The organism is Sutcliffiella sp. FSL R7-0096 (assembly GCF_038595065.1).
Lineage (GTDB): Bacteria > Bacillota > Bacilli > Bacillales > Bacillaceae_I > Sutcliffiella_A.
The window spans coordinates 580,186-599,677 of record NZ_CP152003.1 but is presented as its reverse complement, the minus strand read 5'-3'; the positions used below and the strand labels follow the sequence as shown (position 1 = coordinate 599,677).

The 19,492-nt window shown below is 38.5% G+C and carries 28 protein-coding genes; 7 read left to right on the top strand and 21 right to left on the bottom strand.

Annotation, left to right across the window (positions count from 1 at the left end):
- Positions 1-265: 265 nt before the first annotated feature.
- Genes MKY77_RS03255 through MKY77_RS03240 form a run of 4 tightly spaced genes read right to left on the bottom strand, consistent with a single transcriptional unit; the run spans position 266 to position 2,234 of the window.
- Entirely contained in the window at positions 266-529 is a 264-nt protein-coding gene (locus MKY77_RS03255; RefSeq protein WP_339148840.1) for a hypothetical protein, read from the bottom strand.
- Positions 530-551: 22 nt separating this feature from the next.
- Positions 552-971: a hypothetical protein gene (locus MKY77_RS03250; protein WP_339148838.1), complete on the bottom strand. Its 420-nt coding sequence runs from the start codon at positions 969-971 to the stop codon at positions 552-554.
- 11 nt (positions 972-982) lie between these two features.
- Positions 983-1,519, bottom strand: coding sequence for a GNAT family N-acetyltransferase (locus MKY77_RS03245; protein ID WP_339149941.1), 537 nt, complete (start codon positions 1,517-1,519; stop codon positions 983-985).
- 49 nt (positions 1,520-1,568) lie between these two features.
- On the bottom strand, positions 1,569-2,234 hold the full coding sequence (locus MKY77_RS03240) for an HAD family hydrolase (RefSeq protein WP_339148836.1): 666 nt from the start codon (positions 2,232-2,234) through the stop codon (positions 1,569-1,571).
- Positions 2,235-2,350: 116 nt separating this feature from the next.
- Here MKY77_RS03240 and MKY77_RS03235 point away from each other — a divergent pair, with 116 nt between their 5' ends.
- Complete coding sequence (locus MKY77_RS03235) at positions 2,351-2,794, top strand: hypothetical protein (RefSeq protein WP_339148834.1); 444 nt, start codon at positions 2,351-2,353, stop codon at positions 2,792-2,794.
- A gap of 35 nt (positions 2,795-2,829) precedes the next feature.
- Here MKY77_RS03235 and MKY77_RS03230 read toward each other — a convergent pair whose 3' ends face one another.
- The 11 genes from MKY77_RS03230 to MKY77_RS03180 form a co-directional block, all read right to left on the bottom strand.
- Positions 2,830-3,045, bottom strand: a complete 216-nt coding sequence (locus tag MKY77_RS03230; protein WP_339148832.1) for a hypothetical protein — start codon at positions 3,043-3,045, stop codon at positions 2,830-2,832.
- 57 nt (positions 3,046-3,102) lie between these two features.
- Positions 3,103-3,612 (bottom strand): DUF4269 domain-containing protein, encoded by a 510-nt coding sequence (locus MKY77_RS03225; protein WP_339149940.1) that lies wholly within the window; start codon positions 3,610-3,612, stop codon positions 3,103-3,105.
- 115 nt (positions 3,613-3,727) lie between these two features.
- Positions 3,728-4,138, bottom strand: coding sequence for a GNAT family N-acetyltransferase (locus tag MKY77_RS03220; RefSeq protein ID WP_339148830.1), 411 nt, complete (start codon positions 4,136-4,138; stop codon positions 3,728-3,730).
- Positions 4,139-4,453: 315 nt separating this feature from the next.
- The gene (locus tag MKY77_RS03215; RefSeq protein WP_339148829.1) at positions 4,454-4,618 is read right to left on the bottom strand and encodes a hypothetical protein; all 165 of its coding nucleotides are present in this window, start codon (positions 4,616-4,618) and stop codon (positions 4,454-4,456) included.
- 94 nt (positions 4,619-4,712) lie between these two features.
- Positions 4,713-5,579 carry a VanY-A/VanY-F/VanY-M family D-Ala-D-Ala carboxypeptidase gene (gene vanY / locus MKY77_RS03210; protein ID WP_339148827.1) on the bottom strand — a complete coding sequence of 289 codons (867 nt, stop codon included), beginning with the start codon at positions 5,577-5,579 and terminating at the stop codon, positions 4,713-4,715.
- Between the two features lie 93 nt (positions 5,580-5,672).
- Entirely contained in the window at positions 5,673-6,788 is a 1,116-nt protein-coding gene (locus MKY77_RS03205) for a HAMP domain-containing sensor histidine kinase (protein ID WP_339148826.1), read from the bottom strand.
- Positions 6,781-7,476, bottom strand: coding sequence for a vancomycin resistance response regulator transcription factor, VanR-F/VanR-M family (gene vanR / locus MKY77_RS03200; protein WP_339148825.1), 696 nt, complete (start codon positions 7,474-7,476; stop codon positions 6,781-6,783). Before vanR ends, MKY77_RS03205 begins: the two co-directional genes overlap by 8 nt.
- Positions 7,477-7,713: 237 nt before the next feature.
- On the bottom strand, positions 7,714-8,151 hold the full coding sequence (locus MKY77_RS03195) for a hypothetical protein (RefSeq protein ID WP_339148824.1): 438 nt from the start codon (positions 8,149-8,151) through the stop codon (positions 7,714-7,716).
- A gap of 279 nt (positions 8,152-8,430) precedes the next feature.
- Positions 8,431-9,234, bottom strand: a complete 804-nt coding sequence (locus MKY77_RS03190) for a hypothetical protein (protein ID WP_339148823.1) — start codon at positions 9,232-9,234, stop codon at positions 8,431-8,433.
- A 70-nt stretch (positions 9,235-9,304) separates the two neighbouring features.
- Positions 9,305-10,030, bottom strand: coding sequence for a GNAT family N-acetyltransferase (locus MKY77_RS03185; RefSeq protein ID WP_339148822.1), 726 nt, complete (start codon positions 10,028-10,030; stop codon positions 9,305-9,307).
- 41 nt (positions 10,031-10,071) lie between these two features.
- Positions 10,072-10,317: a hypothetical protein gene (locus MKY77_RS03180; RefSeq protein WP_342515644.1), complete on the bottom strand. Its 246-nt coding sequence runs from the start codon at positions 10,315-10,317 to the stop codon at positions 10,072-10,074.
- Positions 10,318-10,440: 123 nt separating this feature from the next.
- Here MKY77_RS03180 and MKY77_RS03175 point away from each other — a divergent pair, with 123 nt between their 5' ends.
- A complete protein-coding gene (locus MKY77_RS03175; RefSeq protein ID WP_339148819.1) occupies positions 10,441-10,851 on the top strand; it encodes a DUF4181 domain-containing protein in 411 nt (136 codons plus the stop codon).
- 286 nt (positions 10,852-11,137) lie between these two features.
- Here MKY77_RS03175 and MKY77_RS03170 read toward each other — a convergent pair whose 3' ends face one another.
- Both MKY77_RS03170 and MKY77_RS03165 read right to left on the bottom strand, forming a co-directional pair.
- Positions 11,138-12,007, bottom strand: a complete 870-nt coding sequence (locus tag MKY77_RS03170; RefSeq protein ID WP_339148817.1) for an STAS domain-containing protein — start codon at positions 12,005-12,007, stop codon at positions 11,138-11,140.
- Positions 12,008-12,037: 30 nt separating this feature from the next.
- The gene (locus MKY77_RS03165) at positions 12,038-12,559 is read right to left on the bottom strand and encodes a DinB family protein (protein ID WP_339148816.1); all 522 of its coding nucleotides are present in this window, start codon (positions 12,557-12,559) and stop codon (positions 12,038-12,040) included.
- A gap of 138 nt (positions 12,560-12,697) precedes the next feature.
- Here MKY77_RS03165 and MKY77_RS03160 point away from each other — a divergent pair, with 138 nt between their 5' ends.
- The 3 genes from MKY77_RS03160 (at position 12,698) to MKY77_RS03150 (ending at position 13,960) form a co-directional block, all read left to right on the top strand.
- Positions 12,698-12,904, top strand: coding sequence for a hypothetical protein (locus MKY77_RS03160; RefSeq protein ID WP_339148814.1), 207 nt, complete (start codon positions 12,698-12,700; stop codon positions 12,902-12,904).
- Between the two features lie 71 nt (positions 12,905-12,975).
- A complete protein-coding gene (locus MKY77_RS03155) occupies positions 12,976-13,422 on the top strand; it encodes a hypothetical protein (RefSeq protein WP_339148813.1) in 447 nt (148 codons plus the stop codon).
- Positions 13,423-13,489: 67 nt separating this feature from the next.
- Complete coding sequence (locus MKY77_RS03150; protein ID WP_339148812.1) at positions 13,490-13,960, top strand: hypothetical protein; 471 nt, start codon at positions 13,490-13,492, stop codon at positions 13,958-13,960.
- On the opposite strand, the gene MKY77_RS03145 is transcribed toward MKY77_RS03150, so the two are convergent.
- Positions 13,957-14,412, bottom strand: a complete 456-nt coding sequence (locus MKY77_RS03145; RefSeq protein WP_339148811.1) for a GNAT family protein — start codon at positions 14,410-14,412, stop codon at positions 13,957-13,959. The two genes, MKY77_RS03150 and MKY77_RS03145, sit on opposite strands and share 4 nt — an antisense overlap.
- An 85-nt stretch (positions 14,413-14,497) precedes the next feature.
- Complete coding sequence (locus tag MKY77_RS03140) at positions 14,498-15,127, bottom strand: GNAT family protein (protein WP_339148809.1); 630 nt, start codon at positions 15,125-15,127, stop codon at positions 14,498-14,500.
- 788 nt (positions 15,128-15,915) lie between these two features.
- On the opposite strand from MKY77_RS03140, the gene MKY77_RS03135 reads away from it, so the two are divergent.
- The gene (locus MKY77_RS03135) at positions 15,916-16,791 is read left to right on the top strand and encodes an SMI1/KNR4 family protein (protein ID WP_339148807.1); all 876 of its coding nucleotides are present in this window, start codon (positions 15,916-15,918) and stop codon (positions 16,789-16,791) included.
- Between the two features lie 235 nt (positions 16,792-17,026).
- On the opposite strand, the gene MKY77_RS03130 is transcribed toward MKY77_RS03135, so the two are convergent.
- Positions 17,027-17,746, bottom strand: coding sequence for a YebC/PmpR family DNA-binding transcriptional regulator (locus MKY77_RS03130; RefSeq protein WP_339148805.1), 720 nt, complete (start codon positions 17,744-17,746; stop codon positions 17,027-17,029).
- 56 nt (positions 17,747-17,802) lie between these two features.
- Positions 17,803-18,687 carry a LysR family transcriptional regulator gene (locus MKY77_RS03125; RefSeq protein ID WP_339148804.1) on the bottom strand — a complete coding sequence of 295 codons (885 nt, stop codon included), beginning with the start codon at positions 18,685-18,687 and terminating at the stop codon, positions 17,803-17,805.
- Positions 18,688-18,795: 108 nt separating this feature from the next.
- On the opposite strand from MKY77_RS03125, the gene MKY77_RS03120 reads away from it, so the two are divergent.
- Positions 18,796-19,482 carry an ankyrin repeat domain-containing protein gene (locus MKY77_RS03120; RefSeq protein ID WP_339148803.1) on the top strand — a complete coding sequence of 229 codons (687 nt, stop codon included), beginning with the start codon at positions 18,796-18,798 and terminating at the stop codon, positions 19,480-19,482.
- Positions 19,483-19,492 lie beyond the last annotated feature (10 nt).

Genomic DNA, 19,492 nt, shown 5'->3' with positions numbered 1-19,492 from the left:
TATCGTATCTGAGTGGTAGTCTCTTCTTGCAATTAGGGCATCTCCAGAACACGAGAGAAACAATCACAAAAATAAAGAAGAGAAGAAAAGTTGTATAGATCAACCACTTACTTTCCAAGACCCCTCCTACAAAACTAAGAAATGCAGCAATAAATAACATCCATACAATCGCATTTCTGATTCTAAGTGGATTCAGGTATTTTTTCCACACGGCGATCACCTCTTTGTAGGATATACGATTTATCCCTTCAGATGTTACAGGCCTTTAAGAGATTTTTTTGCATTCAAGGAGTTTTCGTTCCACTCTATGTTTGATAAACGCAAGATTATTGCTGTTCCTCTTTAGAATAAACATTTCCCTATTAAACGCCCCCACAATGCCAGAAGCTACTATGATAGCTATCATATTCATAATCCTCACAAAGGTATGAGGGGTATAAACCACTACGATACTTTGTAAGACAATAAACAGGAATAACAATGAAGACATCAAAAATATGTACTTCACGGTAGTCAATTTCGCTTTCATTGAAATCCTCCTCACCCATTTCTTACATCCCGCTTTGTATCTTTTCCCAATCCGCCACCTTACGTAGAATTTCATCAATGCCCCAGACAACAAAAGCTCCAACAGTAGAAAAAATGAGAAAAAGCTGGCTCAAATCATTCCAAGGTTCATTTTTAAAAAATCCTATATTGAAGAGGTGGAGGAGGAAAACTAGAATTACCCCAAAAAACATGTGAAAGCCAAAAGCAACTAAGGCTCTAGCAGAAGCGGAAAATTTACTTGTGACTTTATCGGAAAGGCAAGAAATTGGCAAACCATACAGCAATAATAAAGGCATTCCATAAAAAAAAAGGAACCAAAACGTCCCCAGAAATTCTAAAGCAGAACCTAGGCTAAATAGCGCAATAATTGCCGGTATCAACATACAAGCCAGGAAAAAAGTCAGCAGTTTTCTTATAATCATTGGTCATCCCCCTAAACTCTCACTTTGATTCTCCAAATCATATGGTGATAGCCCTCGCCCCAATAATTCTCTAGGAGATAAGCAGGATCTCCAAACTTCTTTTTCCAGATTTTCTGTGCACTCACATACCCACTATCTAGGCAAAATTCTTCTATCCTCTTACTGTGCAATGTCTCAATTATTTTTTTCAAAAGCACATTACCTATACCCATCCTTTGGAAAGCAGGATGCACAAATACTGTACCCACCTCATGGATCTCTTTTAAGGCATTACTAGTGCATTTACATATAAGGTCGCTTGCTGCACCATATTCTATTGTCCCAATAATTTTTTCTCCATCTAAAGCAAGCAAAAAATATCGTTCTTTTCCATTGCTCTTTAGATCACTAGATAAGTAGTTTTTCTTGGCTTGGATCTCGGTTTCTAGGTCCTCTAACTTATCCCCTATACCTTCTTTATTGAAAGTATCTTTTATCACTGTTCTAAAAAAATGGTTTAATTCGTTAATATCCTCCGCTCTTGGCCTTCTTATCTCTACGTTAAGCACTGCGGTATCCTCCTTCACACTTCACCAATCATCCCAGGGATTCAATCTTTTATTTGACCACGCTTCCCAACAACAAATCCTTCAATTGTTCCACACCATTAACGATATTAGTTGGCTTAGCATCACTAATCTCTTCTAACGACCCATAACCATACGTCACTCCAATGGAGTCGATCCCTGTATTCTTCGCCCCAATGATATCGTGCTTCCGATCTCCTATCATGATAAAATCGCTAGGTTCATAATTAGTATATTTATCTAGTATGTATTGAATGATTTCCGTTTTGGATGATCGTGTTCCATCCAGGTTACTCCCAACAATGAGTTGAAAATACTGATCTAAATCAAAATGCTTCACAATTTGTTCAGCAAAAACGGTAGGCTTCGAGGTAGCAACCACTAACAAATAGTCATTCTCCTTTAATTTTGCTAGTAGCAAGGAAATATTGGGATATATCACATTTTCAAACATACCCTTTTCCTTAAATCTCTCTCGGTAAAAATCAATTGCACTCTTTGATTCCCTTTCACTAAAACCGTAATACTCTGCAAAAGATACCTGGAGTGGTGGACCAATGAAACATTCTAGCTTATTGGTATCAGGCTCCACAATATTCATTTTCTCTAATGCAAATTGAACAGATTTTGTAATCCCTTCTTTTGGATCGGAAAGGGTCCCATCTAAATCGAATAGAATTACTTTGTATTTTTCCAAACTAACTCACTCCTTGTATCAACTTTTAATATATTGTAAAATGTAAAATTCTTGTATATAGTTATCCTTATATATTTCTGAATAATCTAAATAATTATGTATAAAGGGTGATTTTTATGAGTTTTAGAGACATATTGAATCTAAAGGGACCTATTTTACTAGAGAGAATGTATGAACCAGAGGAAAACTCGTTATTTATTATCGTAAATTTTACATCAACCTTAGAAGAAGAGTCTGTTTATATGATGGACCATGAAATAAGAGCTTCACCAGTCGTGCCTGACACCAGTAAACAAATACATATATTCTTTCCATCCTATATTTCGTATGTCACAACTAATGAAGCATATTGTTACATGCAGGGAAACGAAATTTATGAAGGGGATACTTTTAGAATTCATAAACATTCTAGATTCAGAGATTTTGTAAAATTGGAGACTTTTGCAGACGGAATGTTTCCTGAAAAGGAATATACCCATTATCAAATACCTTGCTTAAATCACATTATTGATGTTATTTCATTTGAAGAGCCTGAGATTACAAAGTGCGGAATAGACTAAGTTTCTCTTTTGAAAACAACGTATTGGCAAAACCCTCATGTCTTTTTACCCAACCTTGAATGTCGTTGATCCGCTGCATTCAATATAAATAAACCAGAAATAAAAATGATGAATGCTACTACAGAAATCATTATCCAATTAGGAATTGGGAATAAATCTGATATTAGAAATAATAATGGGGTAACTAGCACCAAGGTTAAGCCAATGAAAAACGACTTTGTTTCAGGCACTGCTTTGATTTTATTTAACATTATATTCACCTTTTCTATTAAGTTTAGCCGCTCATTAACTATAACGTCGAATAGCACCTACACGATTCCTTCTTTCACTCCGAACAGGATCAGACCTTCGTAAGGGTCTCCGCCAATGTTTAGGAGTTTACAAAAAGCTGGTTCCGTTTTGTATCCTTGGTTTTTAAGGTATATCACTTTCTCTTTTAAGCCGGGCTTTCTTTTCAACAGTTCATATTCAATCATCATATGGAGGTACGCAAACTGCTTATGTACAAGCTGAGCTTGGCCGAACAATTCAAACTCGAAATTCCGAAAGATGAAGTTCGCTTTCACGACTTCTTTCCCTCGGATCGTAGTTCTTTTCAAAGAGAAATTTTCTTTATCAGCGTAAAGAGTTTGTAGTTGCTCTGCAAAAAAATCTAATTCCTGTACTTCCATAATGATGTCTAAATCTGACCCTTTTATATCAATACCGATGGGAAGCGTTCCACATAGGACGGGGTTGTAAGCATGGAGCTCATCAAATACACACAAGTCCATAATTGCTGAATAAGCCTCCTGCTGCTTTATATTTCCGGTCTTCATTTGCTCGAAAAGGTTGATCAAGAAGCCTCTCTCCTATCACTAAATATAAATCTAGCGCTATCCAAGATTTCGAATAGCGCCAAAATAATCAGTTCGTACCTTGAAAGGTTCGAAGTTAATTAAACTTTGCAAAGGCAACTAACAATCCCTTATCACAAGATTCAAAGCCATTTTTTTCATAAAAATGCCTTACATCAGGAGCTTCCTCCGTTAGTAAAACTGTTTGACGAACATGTACATATTTCTCTAGAATCTGTTGTATCAGTTGAGTAGCAATTCCTTGATTTTGATAAGCATTCAACACTAAAATATCTTGGATATAGATAATGGTCAATCCATCACCAACTATACGAATCAACCCTACCAATTCGTCGTCATTCCACGCAGAAATAACATCTAAAGACTGATAGATCGCTTGATGAAGGACATGTAAATCCTTAGTGTAAGCATACCATTCTAAATCGTTGTATAATTTCTCTAGTTGTTCTAGCTTGATGTCTTTATCCCTACTGAACTTAATTTCCATTTCTTTTTCCTCCTCAAAATTTTTATTTTGAAGAGTTCTTCCACCATTTAACCACTGTCTATACCTCCATGGGTTGCTTTTTCCGAATACACTATAATTTCGACATTACACGGCATATCCCTTCCCATTATTTACCTGATAAAACAAGCACTGAAATCTTAAACGTATTCAGTTTGTAGCATTCCATCTCCTCCTTTCTTCTTGTGTCTTCATCCGATAATTTTTCAACATGAAAAATGAGCACTGATCCCGTCCTAGGATTGTGCTCAATTTAGAATGGTTGCCAACACCAATGGGCATTGATAATGCAACCTACTATTCTTTCACTTTAGATTTTTTGGAAAATATCCAACCAAATATCCCACCGACACCTAGCCCAAAAATTAGCGATGAAGCTATATTATCAAATGCAATTAAACCCACGACTGTCATCATGACTACAAAAAAAGAAAGTATAAACCAACTTACTTTACCACTCATTCATATCACTCCTTAATATATTTATATTAAGTGAAAGTAGGGTATTATGATACCTTATGTTCTGTTTATTCCTCATCCTGAGTAGACAGCATGCCTATGAGGAAAACACTGTTACAATCACACCATCGACATTGTTACCTGAAATCTCATAATAATGATCGGCAGGCACAGGAATCGACGTATTCTCCGTAACAGGGTAATAAGAAATCTCATACCTCTCCCCGTTTACATTAGCAGATATGGTTTCTTCTTTTTTTAGATATTCCATATATTCTTCTAGAACTAAATTCTTTTCCTTCATAATTGCACTGTGTGGGAAACCAACATAGCGGATGTGCCACGGTTCATATTGAATGCCCGTAATTCCTACCTTATCCTTTGGATAGCGTAAAATGAACCCGTATTTCCAAGCGTTTTCTTCTATCCACTTTCCTTCTGGTGCATCAGTCATCCTCATCTGAGTAGATCCTACATCAAGCGATAAGCCCAGGTTATGTTCGCTATATCCAGGTGGCAAAGCATAGTCAGAACCCATGTTTTGAAAAAGTATACTTTGCTCATTGAAGTCTCGAAATCCGCTTGTAATGGCGAAGTATTGAAGGCCCTCTTTTCCTGCAGCTGCAATCATCTCTTGGAATTTATGCGCAATCTCCTCTGATAAATATATGTCAGTGCCTAACAATACGTAACCTTGTGTTAAATCATTGTTGGCTGATAAATTTACTATATCCGATTTAATACTCTCTTGGTAAACCGGATGTTCACTATTGACCAAAAGCAGATTGCCTTGATAAATTTGTTCCACATTAATCTCTTTTTGAATTTCTTCTGTAGTCCAACTATCCTCTTTATCATTTTTATAATCATCATATTGTATTTCTACTTTTGGTTCAGCAAAAGGTTTCATATAAACAAAAGTTAACCCCAAACATATTATTAATGCCAAGCCCCACTTTTTCATTATCTAGTTTCCTCCTTGTTCTTTCTTTCTTAAAGAATAGGGGAAATTATTTAAAAAAAGAGTAGGGTAATTTTTAAATTTTTCTTAAATCCTTTATTTATCTAGATTAATTTGTTCATTATCCTTTGGTAAGCGAACTTCAAAGACTGTTTTGATGACATTACTTTCGACAGTGATGGTACCATTGTGCTGCTCTAAAATATTCCTCGCAATGAACAAGCCAAGACCAGTGCTGTCTTCTTGATTCGTTCTTGCCTTGTCACCAGTATAGAACATCTCAAAGATTTGCGGGAGTTCATCAGGAGGAATACTATCTCCATAATTCACAACTTGAACGACTACTTCATCTAGTTCAATAGTGCCGTAGATATCGACATACTGACCTTCATATCCATAACGAATGGCATTGGTCAGAAGATTTTCAAACACACGGGCTATCAATTCTCCATCACCTAAAATTGGTAAGTGAGAGGTACATTCCAGGCGGGCAACCAAATGATTCTTTTTGAGGACTGGATACAATTCTTCCTTTAATTGATTAAGGAGGTCCGTTAAGTTCAATCTATTTTTTTCAACCGGAAGCATTCCATAGTTCATTCTAGTTATTTCAAATAATTCATCAATCAGCCTTTCTAAACGTTGAGACTTAGTGAAAGCAATGGTTAAAAAATGTCTTGCTTGTTCTTTTGTCAAGTTTTCATCCTTTAGGATTAAATCTAAATATCCCAGTACAGAGGTAAGCGGCGTCCGCAAATCATGAGCTAAATTTACAACCAATTGATCCTTACTGCTTTCCGAAAAATCGCCTCTTTCTACAGCTTGTTTCAATTTTTCACTTGCCAAATTGATATCATGGGCTATTTGCTGAAATTCATCATTTGATTTTATTTGAATTTGATGGGTAAAGTCTCCCCGAGATAGTTGGTTGATTCCGATTAAAATCTTGTAAAAATAGATAGAATATCGCTTCGTAAGTATGTAAAAGAACATGAACGAAAGAGGGATAAAAAGTAGTAAAAATACATTAATGTCGCCAATTTGATTCATAACCTTCCGATAATATTCTAGTTGGTCACCATACTCGACATTGGTATAATAATACAGTTGGAGTGATTTAAAGACTATAAATGTTATAATTCCAGAAAAAATCATACTTAAACCAAATAATAGTACCATTTTTGACCTAAAGCTGTGCATCATTTTACCCATTAAATGTATACCCTACTCCCCATACTGTCTTAATCCATTTTTCTTTCCGCTTATCTTCTTCAAGCTTTTTCCTAAGTGTACGTATGTGAACCATAACGGTATTCCCACTTTCAAAATATGCTTCACCCCAAACCTGCTGGAATATATTTTCCACACTATAAACCTTCTTTGGATTACACGCAAGTAAATACAAAATGTCAAACTCTTTCGGCCTAAGCTGTATGCTCTCACCATAAAGGGTTACTGTGCGCTGATCAGGAGTTATCACTAACCCTCTATATTCCAAGGAGCTTTTATTATCTATTTTCGGCTGATTAAGCTTCATAAAACGTCTGAGTTGAGCATTTACACGGGCAACCAATTCTATTGGTGTGAATGGCTTCGTCATATAATCATCCGCTCCAATGACTAGTCCCTGTACCTTATCGAAATCCGATGTCTTGGCACTTAAAAAGATGATCGGCAAATTATGCTTTTCGCGAATGCTTCGGGTTACTTCATAACCATCCATTTTTGGCATCATGATATCTAAAATCATCAAATCAACCGATTGAGTTTCAACTGCAAGAACAGCCTCTTCCCCATCTGAAACTTTTATAACATGATACCCTTCTTTTTCTAAATGGATAGCGACCAGATCAGCAATTTCAGCATCATCATCAGCAATTAAAATGGATAAACGTTTCAATTATTTCCACTCCTATATAAAATCGTATTCTCAAAAGGCTTGCATTAATTCGTCGCAACTAATCGAATGATTACTCTTTGGACATATTCTGTCCAAATGGATATAACGGCATTACCTTTTCATCTACCACTTTATATAAAATTCCTTTAAAAAACCATGGGATAATACTTAACTTTTTCTTAAATTAATCAAAAAAAGACCCTTTTCATTGTTACTTGAAAAGAGTCCTTTAAAAAACTATATACGCGCCATTTGGATAGTGTCTACATTCTCCTCATCTTCCTTCAAACTATCCATTAACACATAACCAAAAATCACCCCAGCTAAGGTTGCAAGATCAAAATGTATGATGTCCATCGCAAATGGGAGGTACCTAAATAGGCTAGTAAGTGAAAGTAAGGGAACCAAAACTACGTAAAAGATTGGGAGTCCGACCGCCAGTAGCTTGATCCAATTCACCGACCATGCCTTTTCCTGTTTTATCTCTTTTATTAACCTTGGCAAGCGAAGGAGTATCCCTATCAAGACCGGGAATATTGTTGCAAATATCACCGTAGGCCAAAAATTATAATTCATTTGACCTTGTTCGATTAGATGCAACTCATACCTTGAACCAACATAGATGATAAACCCGATAACCACCGTCCAGAAAAAATACCTCAAAAATTTTCTCATCACAAACCCCCTGTATTTTATTGGTATTGGACATTACTTAGTTACTTTACGGTTTAACATTTATAAAGTTTCGAATTGCCTTCAAAAGTTTAGTCACCGAATATGGCAATGCAATCTCTTGGTATTCTTTCAGATCTTCTAATCCATAACTCATTATATGCATCACTTGATATCCGGTAATCCCATTATTTTTGGTAGGATACCGATGGAAGGAGGAATGGAAGCAACAGCCGCTCTAGAATAAACCATTCTTTTTGAATGCCTAGCTACGTATCCAAACTATGGGAGGTTCATCCTAAATACTTCCTTTAAAGCATTGACATTCAATTTTTCTTTTCCATTCCACCAACAGATAGGGTATGACCAATCATTTTTACTATGGTCAGGTAATTCTCTTTCTTCAAACGGAATAAATCGATTAGTAAAGCCAGGATATTTATTTGGGGCAAGTATTGAGCAAAAACCTAAAATCTGAAGCAATACTTCTCTTTCTTCTTTATTTGATTTAATAACTATAGAAAGTGCTTTTTCTAAGTCTCTTATTTTTGCTTCTGGAGGAATACCAATAATTGTTTTAATCATTTCATTTATAATTTCATAATCCATTGTGAGTGGAACAAGCTTTTCTGTCTTATCAAATTGTTCTAGATCAAACAAAATATATAAAGGATCAAGATGTCGAACCCCTCCCCACTTGAACCTTTCAAAATTTAAAACATTCAAATCTTGCTTTTCACGGTCCTTGCTAAATGCCCCGCAATAAGTACAATAGCTTTCGTCACCTGCAAACACATGATGGACTATATGTCTCCCCACCATATAACTACCTAATGCTGAACGTAAATCAAGCCTTCGTGTAGATAAACTAGCTATAAACTGGTCTGTCACTTCCTTTAATGATAGTTTATTTACGATTAAAATTAACCGCTGAATAATCTCATCATGCGACAGCTCTATTTGTTCAAACATTACTCCTGCATCTTTTGCATAGTCTAACTCGTTTCTACTTATGAAGGTATCTGTCCAACCCGCCGATGACCAATACCGTTTATATAATATTTTAATAGCTTTCTTATCTACCATTTAAATCGTCATTCCCTTATAAATTGGATTATTTAATTTCAAATATAATAGGCATCGATAGAATTCCACTTTAAATCTGATTTTTGCATCTAACTATCTTATAAATCCCCTTCCTATCCCGTAGCTCACAACCATTTTTCTCAAATATCTTTATCATATTGGTATTGTGGATATCGGTGCTTCCGACATAATAGGTGGCATGGAATTGCTTGAGTAACGCCATACTGTTTTTATGTATTTGCCCCCCGATTCCTTGCCCTCTTAGATCTGGTACGACGCCAAAATAAAATAATCTTCCTTCATCTTCCGTTCCCATCTCAATATGAGGGATACTAATGCCGGCAAAGCCACCATCTTTCATAAAATAAAAACAATGCTGTCGCCATTCCGGTCCCAATTCATTTTCTATAGAACTCATTACCTGACTTACCGGTTGCTTCGTATTCTTATTGGCAGAACCAGAACGACAAAGCTCATATAGTTCCGCGTATTTCTGAACATCGAGCAACCCTTCTGCTAGGGAATGCCCCACTATTAAATCGTCCGCGTCCGGCAATTCCTCTAGCTTTCTTGTATATTCCACGATGCTTGAAACTTTGCCAAAGTTATTTTCAAGCAGCCAGCTTTCAAATTGTTCATCCATAAGTAAAGACAAATATCCAATCTCTAGACGATTCCACTCCTGCAGGATTTCTCTCAATTTGCGTAAATATATTTCTGTTGGAATGCCGTCCTTTTTAATTTGATCTACAAGCCAATATTCCTGTTTGTTTTTAATGATATTAAATAAGTTCAATTTACTCCCTCGCTAACTTAGTATTAGATTACAAAAATTCCTTAATAAACTCCTGCGAGGCCAATCATGGCAAGACTCCATACAATCAGTGTAAATGAAGAGGTCAACCAAAAAGTATTAGCTCTAGTTTCCTCATCATTTTTTACCTTTTTTAATATAGATACCAAATTGACACAAAAGATAATGCCAAATAACGGCATGAATATAGAACCTATCGTCAACCCAAGAATCATGATTGCTTCCACTAGTATTCCTCCAACTATTGCAATTTCGCTATTTTTACACAACTTACCATTTCAAGATAAACCGCACTAATTCCTTCCATTTGTTTGAAATTTGTGGGTTTCTTTATGATAGTATAGAAATAAATGGAATACAATGAGATTTATTTATATGAGGAGAGTGATGGCATGTTTTGGCTGAATTTTGCATTCATTGGAGTTATAGTTATGGTAATTGTGTACGGAGTGAGATTCTTATTACGAAGGGCATTTAAAATCAAAAAGAGTAAAAAGGAGTTTTTCTCATACAATCACATTAATGATTTGCATAGGAAAGTTGATTGGGCCATGAGAATAATTATAATGATTGTCAACATCACCCTTGTCGGAATGATCCTTTATGAGAACATCTCTATATCCGTAGTGGTGTTTGGCCTTGTGGTACTCATTATAGGTGATCGTTTCGTGCAGGCATTCTTTGAATGGAAATATTCCGATAATCCCAAAGAAGCCATCTTAACTCTAAGCGATATGTTAGTCATGGTGCTTTCTGTCGTGATCGTTTCTAGCATGAACTTATTAAACTTAAATTTAATCTAGATGAACGTTAAAAATAACCACACATTTGGTTGCTTCAGTGTGTAAACAAAGTCATTTTGAGTTATAGTTTCCCCGTTGATCGCAGTGAAAGGAGCGTAGACTCCTGCGGGAGGAAAGGACATGGAAGACCCCGCCGGGCGTAGCCCGAGGAGGCTTCCGGACTGCCCGCGGAAAGCGAAGCTCCTGTAACGAAGATCAACTGTTATAGGAAATAACCAAAATATTGTATAGTTTATCAACAGTCTGAAGCAACCATACATTTGGTTGCTTTTAGTATGTAGGGTAATCAACTACCCCTAACATCATTCTTATACAAAGAAAACCCTATCTTCTTTAATGCCTGTTCCAGGTTGGATTGAATGGGGATATCATCCGTTTCAAAGCCGATGCCGATTGCTTTAATGGCGACGTCCGGGGTGATTCCTGTAAGGATTGGTTTCACGCCTATTACTTGAAGGAGATTGACTATTTTAAGTAAAGAAAAGCTGACTATTTCATTTATTTTTCCAATGCCGGAAAGGTCGATGATTAAATAGTCCAAGTCTAGGTCTTGGCTTTTTTCTAATGCCAGGGTGATGATGGTGTCTGCCCGTTGTTCATTGACATTTCCTGTGATGGTAAGGGCGGCAACTCCTTTTGTTATTGGAATGAACGGGACAGATAGGCTGCGAATCTGTTGATAGGCTTCATCCAGTTCAAGTACATATGTAAGTAGTGATCCCATTGTCTCAAATAACTCAATCAAATCTTCCCGAAAATTATGCGGTCTGTTGTCCAGTCCACATAGTGTCCCGTAATTATGTCCGTCCTCAAAATAAATGGGGATCCCGATAAAACTACCCCCTCCTAATTTTTTTGTCACACCCATGTTCTTTGTCAGGTCACTTTGGGTAATATCCGGGATAAGCAAGGTCCTGCTGCCATACTCAACAGAGAGCTTGCAAAATGTTTGCTCAAATGGAAGGGTGTCACCCTCTTCTAGCAAAATATCTTTTTTGTTCAGTACTTTCATTATTTTGTTCGTACTGCGGTCGTTTTTTGCAATGAACAAGGTGTTGATGTCGAGAAGCCCGCTCATCATCTTTAAGATATTGTCTGCTGCCTCATCAAAGTTTTTGTAAATCATTTTCTGCGTGCTATAGGAGGTATTTTGCATTGCACGGTTCCCTTCTTTGGATATTGCATCCTATCTATTTAGTATTCCCAAGTATTCCCTCCATGGACCTACCTCTTCCCTATATCCTTTCGCGAGGACGCGGGTTATTTGAGCAATATGGGTAAGGTCATGAACAGCCCAGGTAGATATCAATTCGCGCACTTTCACTTCCCCTAGCTCTGGGTGAACTCCCTTAAGCTCCAACTGGGCATCTGTCGTGATCGACTTTTTCAGGATTTCCAGATTTTCCTTGCGTATCACTTTGAAAGCTATCAACGCTTCGGTAATAGAGCTATCTTTGTCATTCATATGGGAATATCGGTCAAACGCCGGAAAAGGTTTGCTGTTTCCTTCTTGTAAAATAAAACGGAGTCGTGGTATCCAGTTCACCTTTTCTCCTTCTATTAAATGGGAGATGACTTCCTTTGCATTCCAGGTCCCTTCTCCTTCCGTGCAACTTAACCATTCTTTCGATAGACCGCCAACAAAGCTTTCTATAGTTGTCGGTGTTTGCTCGAGGATTTCCATTGCTTCCTTTAGGTTAAACTCCATCCTTATTCCCCATTCCCTTTTTTCTATCAATATAATCTATTATTTTCCCTTAATACCTATGAACTTATCAGAATATTTTCTAATAAGCTAAAATAATAGGTCTTTGTTCACGATATTAAAGAAAAGGAGCGATGGTGAATGAGACTACTGATTAAATATCATATATTAATTATAGGTTTTTTATTATTGGTGTGGTTTTCGCAGGCGGATTACGTGAAGGCAACATCCGCCCCAACATATCCCGCTGAGGCCCAGCCGAATAAATTCATTGTCATTTTATGTACGCTTGCCATCATTCTACTTTTCTCTCTTTTTAAATGGTGGAAGGATCGGAAAGCTACATAGGGAAAAGTCCAAGCATGCCAAGCCATTTCTCATATCCTATAGGAAAGACTTTTTTGTGGGAGTGAAAAGGGATGGGAAACGCATGTCTAAATTTCAACATCAGGACACAATTTACCTTTACCGTCAGTGACCGCGATCTGAGCCGTATCTTAAATGGACTAGCAAAGGAAAGCGTGAATATCAACGGATATTTCCAGACGCTTGCGGGTAAGAACTTCAACTTTGTTCGCATGGTTGTCGGCACATCGACTGAGGAGAAGGAGAGCGACATCCGTACGGTTCGGAAGGTGATGAAGCAGGTTGGTGTTCGTTACAGGGAGAATCAGGTGATTCAACTGCTAGATAGTATTTCTGGTGTGCCTGGGCAAGTCAATGCTATCTTTGGCACACTATGGTGCAAGATGCAGGTTCGCGCTGTTTATCTTGGGGAGGACAATAACATTTACTTGGATGTTTCCAACATAGGTTATGCAATCCGATTGCTGTCGGAGGAGAACCCGTCACGTTGCCTTGACTGATGTAATGGCCTTTTGCCTGTGTGCTGCATAGTATAGGATAAAAAACGCAGGTTGAGGGGGTTGTGTGGTGATGCGGGAAATGCCTGAGGTTGTGGAGTCCTTTGATTATTTGGTTCGGACGCAGTTTTCTTTTCAGGTGGATGATTGGGCGTTGAGTTGCATATTGGACGGATTGGCAGAGCAACAAGTGAATGTAAATGCCTATTTTCATACGAAGTTGGATGGGGATATTCATCTTGTAAAGCTAGTGCTTGGCAGCAGTACTGCGGAAACGACACAAGATTTGCAGACAATGCGCAGAGTTTTGCGCGGATACGGTCTTCCATTTAAAGAAAGACAGGTCATTCAGGTGGTAAAGCTGCCGGCAGGTAAGTCCGGACAGCTCAACGACCTTTTTGGTGCGCTCTGGTGTGAGCTGCAGTTGGAAAGTATGTATATTGGCGAGAATACGAATGTATTTCTCGACACTTCTGATTTGGAGCGTGCGATCGATATACTCTCTGAAGCCGTATTGGTTCTATGCCAGAAAGAATGTTAGAACCGGACACTGTCCTCGATTGGTGTTGTGGTGCCTTGCTCCCAATCTGTGCGCGTGATGGCATAGCCCACGGAATCAAATAGCTTATCTTCTTGAGGCCAGGCACTCCTGTGGTAGGCTTCTTTTACGTACCCGCAATTGTGGAAGGTTTTGCGCATCGCCAGGTTGTCGTGGCGAGTATGCCCTTCGATCCTGATGAGGTGCGGGTAGTTCATGAATGCGTATCCGGTGAGCCATTTTACGGCATGCGCTCCTCTATTTTGACCTCTGTCTTGTTGTCTGAGCCTGAGGTCAAACAGGCAGGTAGGATCCTCCAGATCAAAAAGACGGAGCATCCCAATGGCGGTTTCTTTTTTGTCCTGAACGAGGAAGGTTTTTGTTCCTTCGTTTGTATAGTTGCCTTGTTGTATGGATTGTTCGGACGCTTTCCTCTGTTGGCTTTTCGGTTCCATGATAAGGCCAGGTTTCTGTTGTTAGCAGTTGGACAAGTTCTTGTTCGGTTTCTTTTGTGAGTTCTGCGTATGTTTGCATGTTCGTTTAGTTTCCTCCGCTTTGGTTGGATGTGGTTTTGGATTTCGTTTGCTCCCACTCCTCGCGCAGCATGCCCATGCGGATGGAATCATACAGTTTGCCCTGATAGGTTCGGACGTTTCGAATGCGGGCTTCCTGTGTGAAATTCAGTTTGGTCCCGACTTTGACCATGCGATGGTTTCCGGACCAGGTAGTGTATCCGACTCTTGGAATCTGCGGTTTCGTTTGGAAAAGGTGGTCGGTCCATAATTGAATGGCTTCTGTTCCGTAACCGCCGTTCCAGAATTCGGGCAGGTAAATGATGATGCCCATTTCAAGCCAGTTGGAAGGTTCGTGCTCCCAGTAGTACGTGACGCTGCCAATGGTTTGATGCTCATCGGTTCGTGTTTGAATCAGGTAGATCGAGTCCTGTCCTTCGTTTAGTTGTTTCGTCATTTTGGAGAGGTAGGTTTCCTCGTCGATCATTTGGAGCGGGAAGTATGGGGCGTCCCACTTTTTATATTCTGGGTTCGGGTCGCCATACATCAGGTGGTATAGCATGGGCAGGTCTGGGATGGTTAGCTTTTTTAATTGGATTTTGGTTCCTTGGATGGTGATTGGTGTGTTTGTTAGTGCTGAATTGTTGGTTGTTGTCATGATTCAGGACTCCTTTGGGCTGGGTAATTAGGTAATTTACGTTTTTAAAAGAGTTTTAGTTTCATTTTTTTGGTGGATTTCTTTGTTGGGATATATGGATTCTCGATAAATTGAATTGTTTATTTGATTAATTGAGGAGGTTTTTTGATAAATTTGTTCACTTTTTCGATTATTTTCCCTAAAACGGTTAAGCGTTGCACAAATACATAAAAATTCCACCTATCAGCAAAAGAATCACCCACTTATACTAGCATAGCAATTTTGAAACAATCGTTTGTTCAAGAAAAAACTAAGCTCATGCGCCCCAAGGCTTCTGCCCAAAAACAACAAATCAACTTTTGAGATTGCTATGTTACAAAAACAACAGCACGCCACTCAATCCCTTACGGTTTTACTTCAGAGATGCAAACAAGTAAATATCAATGCAAAACGCACTGTATTTCACATAGAAATTCACAGTGCGTTTTTTATTGAAATTCCAACTGTCAAATGAGTATTTGTTTCTCAATTCACTATGATCACATACCCTTTCTAGAGGTGAAAATATTTATTGGAGGGTGTGTGAAATTGGTTTGAATAAGGATATTTTGTAGGAGTTTAACGCAGGTCACTAAATAAAATATGTTAAAATATAGATATGACAGATAATTATCACTATTCAACAAACGGGCAGCATTCCTGTTATGAAGAAGAAATGCTTTATTTTATTGAATAATAATAATCGAAACAAACATAGTTATTTTGATTGTAGTATGACAAAGTAATTCCTAGTTATCATGGAGGAAGAGATGAAGAAAGTAATAAATATGATTAATCCAAGTTCGAAAGTGGATGGCGTGTCGTTAGTTGAATTGAAAAAAACAGAAAAAGCACTTGGTGCTATTTTTCCAGATGAATACAAGGAACTTTTTTTAGAAACGAATGGCGCAAAATTTGGCGAGTGGACTTTGTTTCCTATTCAAACTAATGAACAAACGGCATTACCAATTGATATAGTAAAACAAAATCAGCACAGACCTCAAAATCTACCGAGTGATATGGTTTGTATTGGTGAAAAACTGAATGGTGATAAACTCTGCTATCGAATTAGGAAAAGGTTTATGCAGGAACTAATTTATACTTGGAATGACAAAACTGGGTTAGGCAAATATGCGTCTTTATCGTTAAGTGATTTTATTGATAGGCATGTGCCCAAAGTGAATATTAATAAGCCTAATATACTGGGCACTTTTATAGTTGAAAGTGGAAAGCTAATTGTTACTGACCCCTACTATAACGTGGATGAAGAAGCTGAGTTACAAATTGTACTTTTAAATGTGAAAAATGGTTGTTGGACAGCTTCTGTTTCTTATACTACTGATGAAGTTGTTAAAAACTTATTTGTATTTTATGGGGAAAAGAAACCAAGTGGAAAATGGCATGTTTGCGATAAGCAGATTGGAATTGACTCTGCACAAGCAGGAATTTTTGATTTTAAAACATTTGTTAAAAACGAAGCCATCCAATTTGATGAGATTGTTTCTTCAGATGCACAGGGGGGAGTTGTCTCAGATGGTGTGGTTTCAATGTCTGGTTATGGTGATGGATTGTACGAGGTAAAAGTAAAATATAACATTTCAAAAAAGGTTGTTGGAGTGATGATTGACTTTGCAGATGAGGAATAATGCGATATACACCTTTGTTTATTTAGTTAACTGGGAGCTTTAATGGAACATTGAAATAAAGAAATTGGGTTAGTAGAAAAACCCTCTAGGCCTTTTTGATGTGAAAATGTTGTGAGTTCCGTTGCGAATTGCACTGTGATTTGGTTGTTTGCACCTCACAAGTAAACCGTTACTCTATCCTTAACAAAAAACAGACCCCTATCCCAAAAGATAGAAGCCTGTCCTAAAAATCAAATCATTCACCCAAATCCACATTATGATACACGCGCTGCACGTCGTCACAGTCTTCCAACGCATCGATCAGCTTTTCAAACTGCTCTTGTGCGTCTCCTGGAAGCTCCACTTCGTTTTGCGCTAGCATCGTCAATTCAGCCACGGAGAACTCTTCCACGCCCGCACCTTTCAATGCTGTTTGCACGGCATGGAATTGATCTGGCTCTGCGTACACAATAACCGTTTCCTCTTCTTCCATGATGTCGCGTACGTCAAGGTCCGCTTCCATCAACACTTCAAGTACTTCGTCGGAGGATTTCCCTTCAAATGCGAATACAGCCGTAGCGTCGAACATGTAAGCAACAGATCCACTTACGCCCATGTTTCCACCATTTTTACCGAATGCTGCACGCACCTCGGAAGCTGTACGGTTGACGTTGTTTGTCAATGTGTCCACGATTACCATCGATCCGTTTGGTCCGAAACCTTCATAACGAAGCTCGTTATAGCTCTCTTCCCCGCCGCCTTTTGCCTTTTCGATGGCGCGGTCGATGATGTTACGAGGTACGTTGTATGTTTTCGCACGCTCAAGAACGAATTTCAAGGCCATGTTAGATTCTGGATCCGGCTCGCCTTGCTTGGCTGCTACATAGATTTCAAGGGCAAATTTGGAATAGACTCTACTTGTATTTTGATCCTTTGCCGCCTTCTTTTCCTTGATGTTGTTCCATTTACGACCCATATATATTCACTCTCTTTCAGAAATTAAAAGGATATCTTTCTGCTTCCTATTATACATCAATTTGGCAAGCTGTCAGAAGTGATTTCCATATACATTTCCAGAAACCGTTTTGCCACTTTGGACAAATAATATTTCTTCATCCAAGCAACGCCGTATTGAGTACTAAGATTCTCATCATCCACAAGGTATGTATGGACATCCGTTCCGTAAAAAATATGCATCGCACTCTCTGGAACCAAGGTTGAACCAAACCCTTGCTGGACTAAGCGAGAGAGCAGAGTCAAATCGGAGCTTGCACATACAATATTCGGTTCATAACCTCGTTGCGCGAATGCCTGCATTATATAATCGTACAACCCCTGGCCCTTTGTGCTTGGTAACACGAGTGATTCATTTGCGATAGATTCCAAGCTTACAGAACCCCTCCACTCTTCCCCGCTCACAAAATAGAATGGCTCCCTTTTCAGCATAAAGCTTGCAAATTCTTCTGACTGTACTGGAAAACGAATGACGGCAATATCAATGACCCGCTCTCGTAACAATTGAAGAAGTTGTCCGGACTCATTTTGATGTATTTCATATGTCACTTGGGGATAGCTTTCTTTAAAAGCAAACAATAAATTAGATAAAGAGATTTCTGATAAGGTGTTTACCCCAATTTTCAAGGATCCTTTGAGGCCATCACCAATTTCCTTTACTTCCTCCATGCCCTCTTCCATCAGCTTGGTAATTTGAACAGCATGGTGATATAGCTTCTCACCAGCTTCCGTCAGACGTAATTTTTTCCCTTCCCGGTGAACAAGCTCTACTTTTAATTCCTCTTCCATCTGCTTTAATTGCTGACTCAGAGGAGGCTGGGACATATGTAATTTCCGCGCAGCTTGTGAAATATTTTTCTCTTCTGCAATGACAGTAAAATAACGCAATTGGCGAAGATCCACGTCTTTTCACCACCCTATATGTTTTTCGTATGATTTCACTACAAAACTAATATCATACATATGGTTTTACATATGATACCATATATTTGGGGAAAGGCAGGAGAAGACATGCGGCCGATAATAATTCTAGTTCTACTAAATTTAATTGTGATGGCTGTCTTATTAATAGATTCTAAAGATACATCAAAAGGAGTTGGAAGCATGGAACAAACGCTTCACGAGCTTGCAAAACGAGGAAATACATTGGATTTAGTGACGATGATTGAAAAAGGGCAAGATATCAATGCCGTTGATGAAAAGGGAAGGACTGCTGTCATGGCGGCTACCTATGCGAATCAACCGGATGCAGTCGCCGTTCTAATCGAAAACGGTGCAAACATAAATATACAGGACGACCTCTTAAACACACCGTTTCTCTATGCCGGGGCAGAAGGGCTCATGGAGATTGCCCGCCTTACACTTGAGGCTGGCACGGATCAGACTATCACCAACCGTTATGGAGGGAACGCCCTCATTCCGGCTTCTGAAAAAGGACATGTGGAAATGGTGGAATTTCTGCTTAATCATGCAGATCAAAACGTGAATCATATAAATAACCTTGGCTGGACCGCATTATTGGAAGCGATTATTTTGACTGATGGCAGTGAGACATACCAGGAAATCGTCTCTCTTCTCATCCAACACGATGCCGACGTTAACCTAGCTGATAAAGATGGTGTTACCCCTTTACAACATGCAAAAAGCAAGGGCTATAAGGAAATGGAAGCTCTACTTGCGAAAGAAGGGGCATATTAAAGGAGTTTTT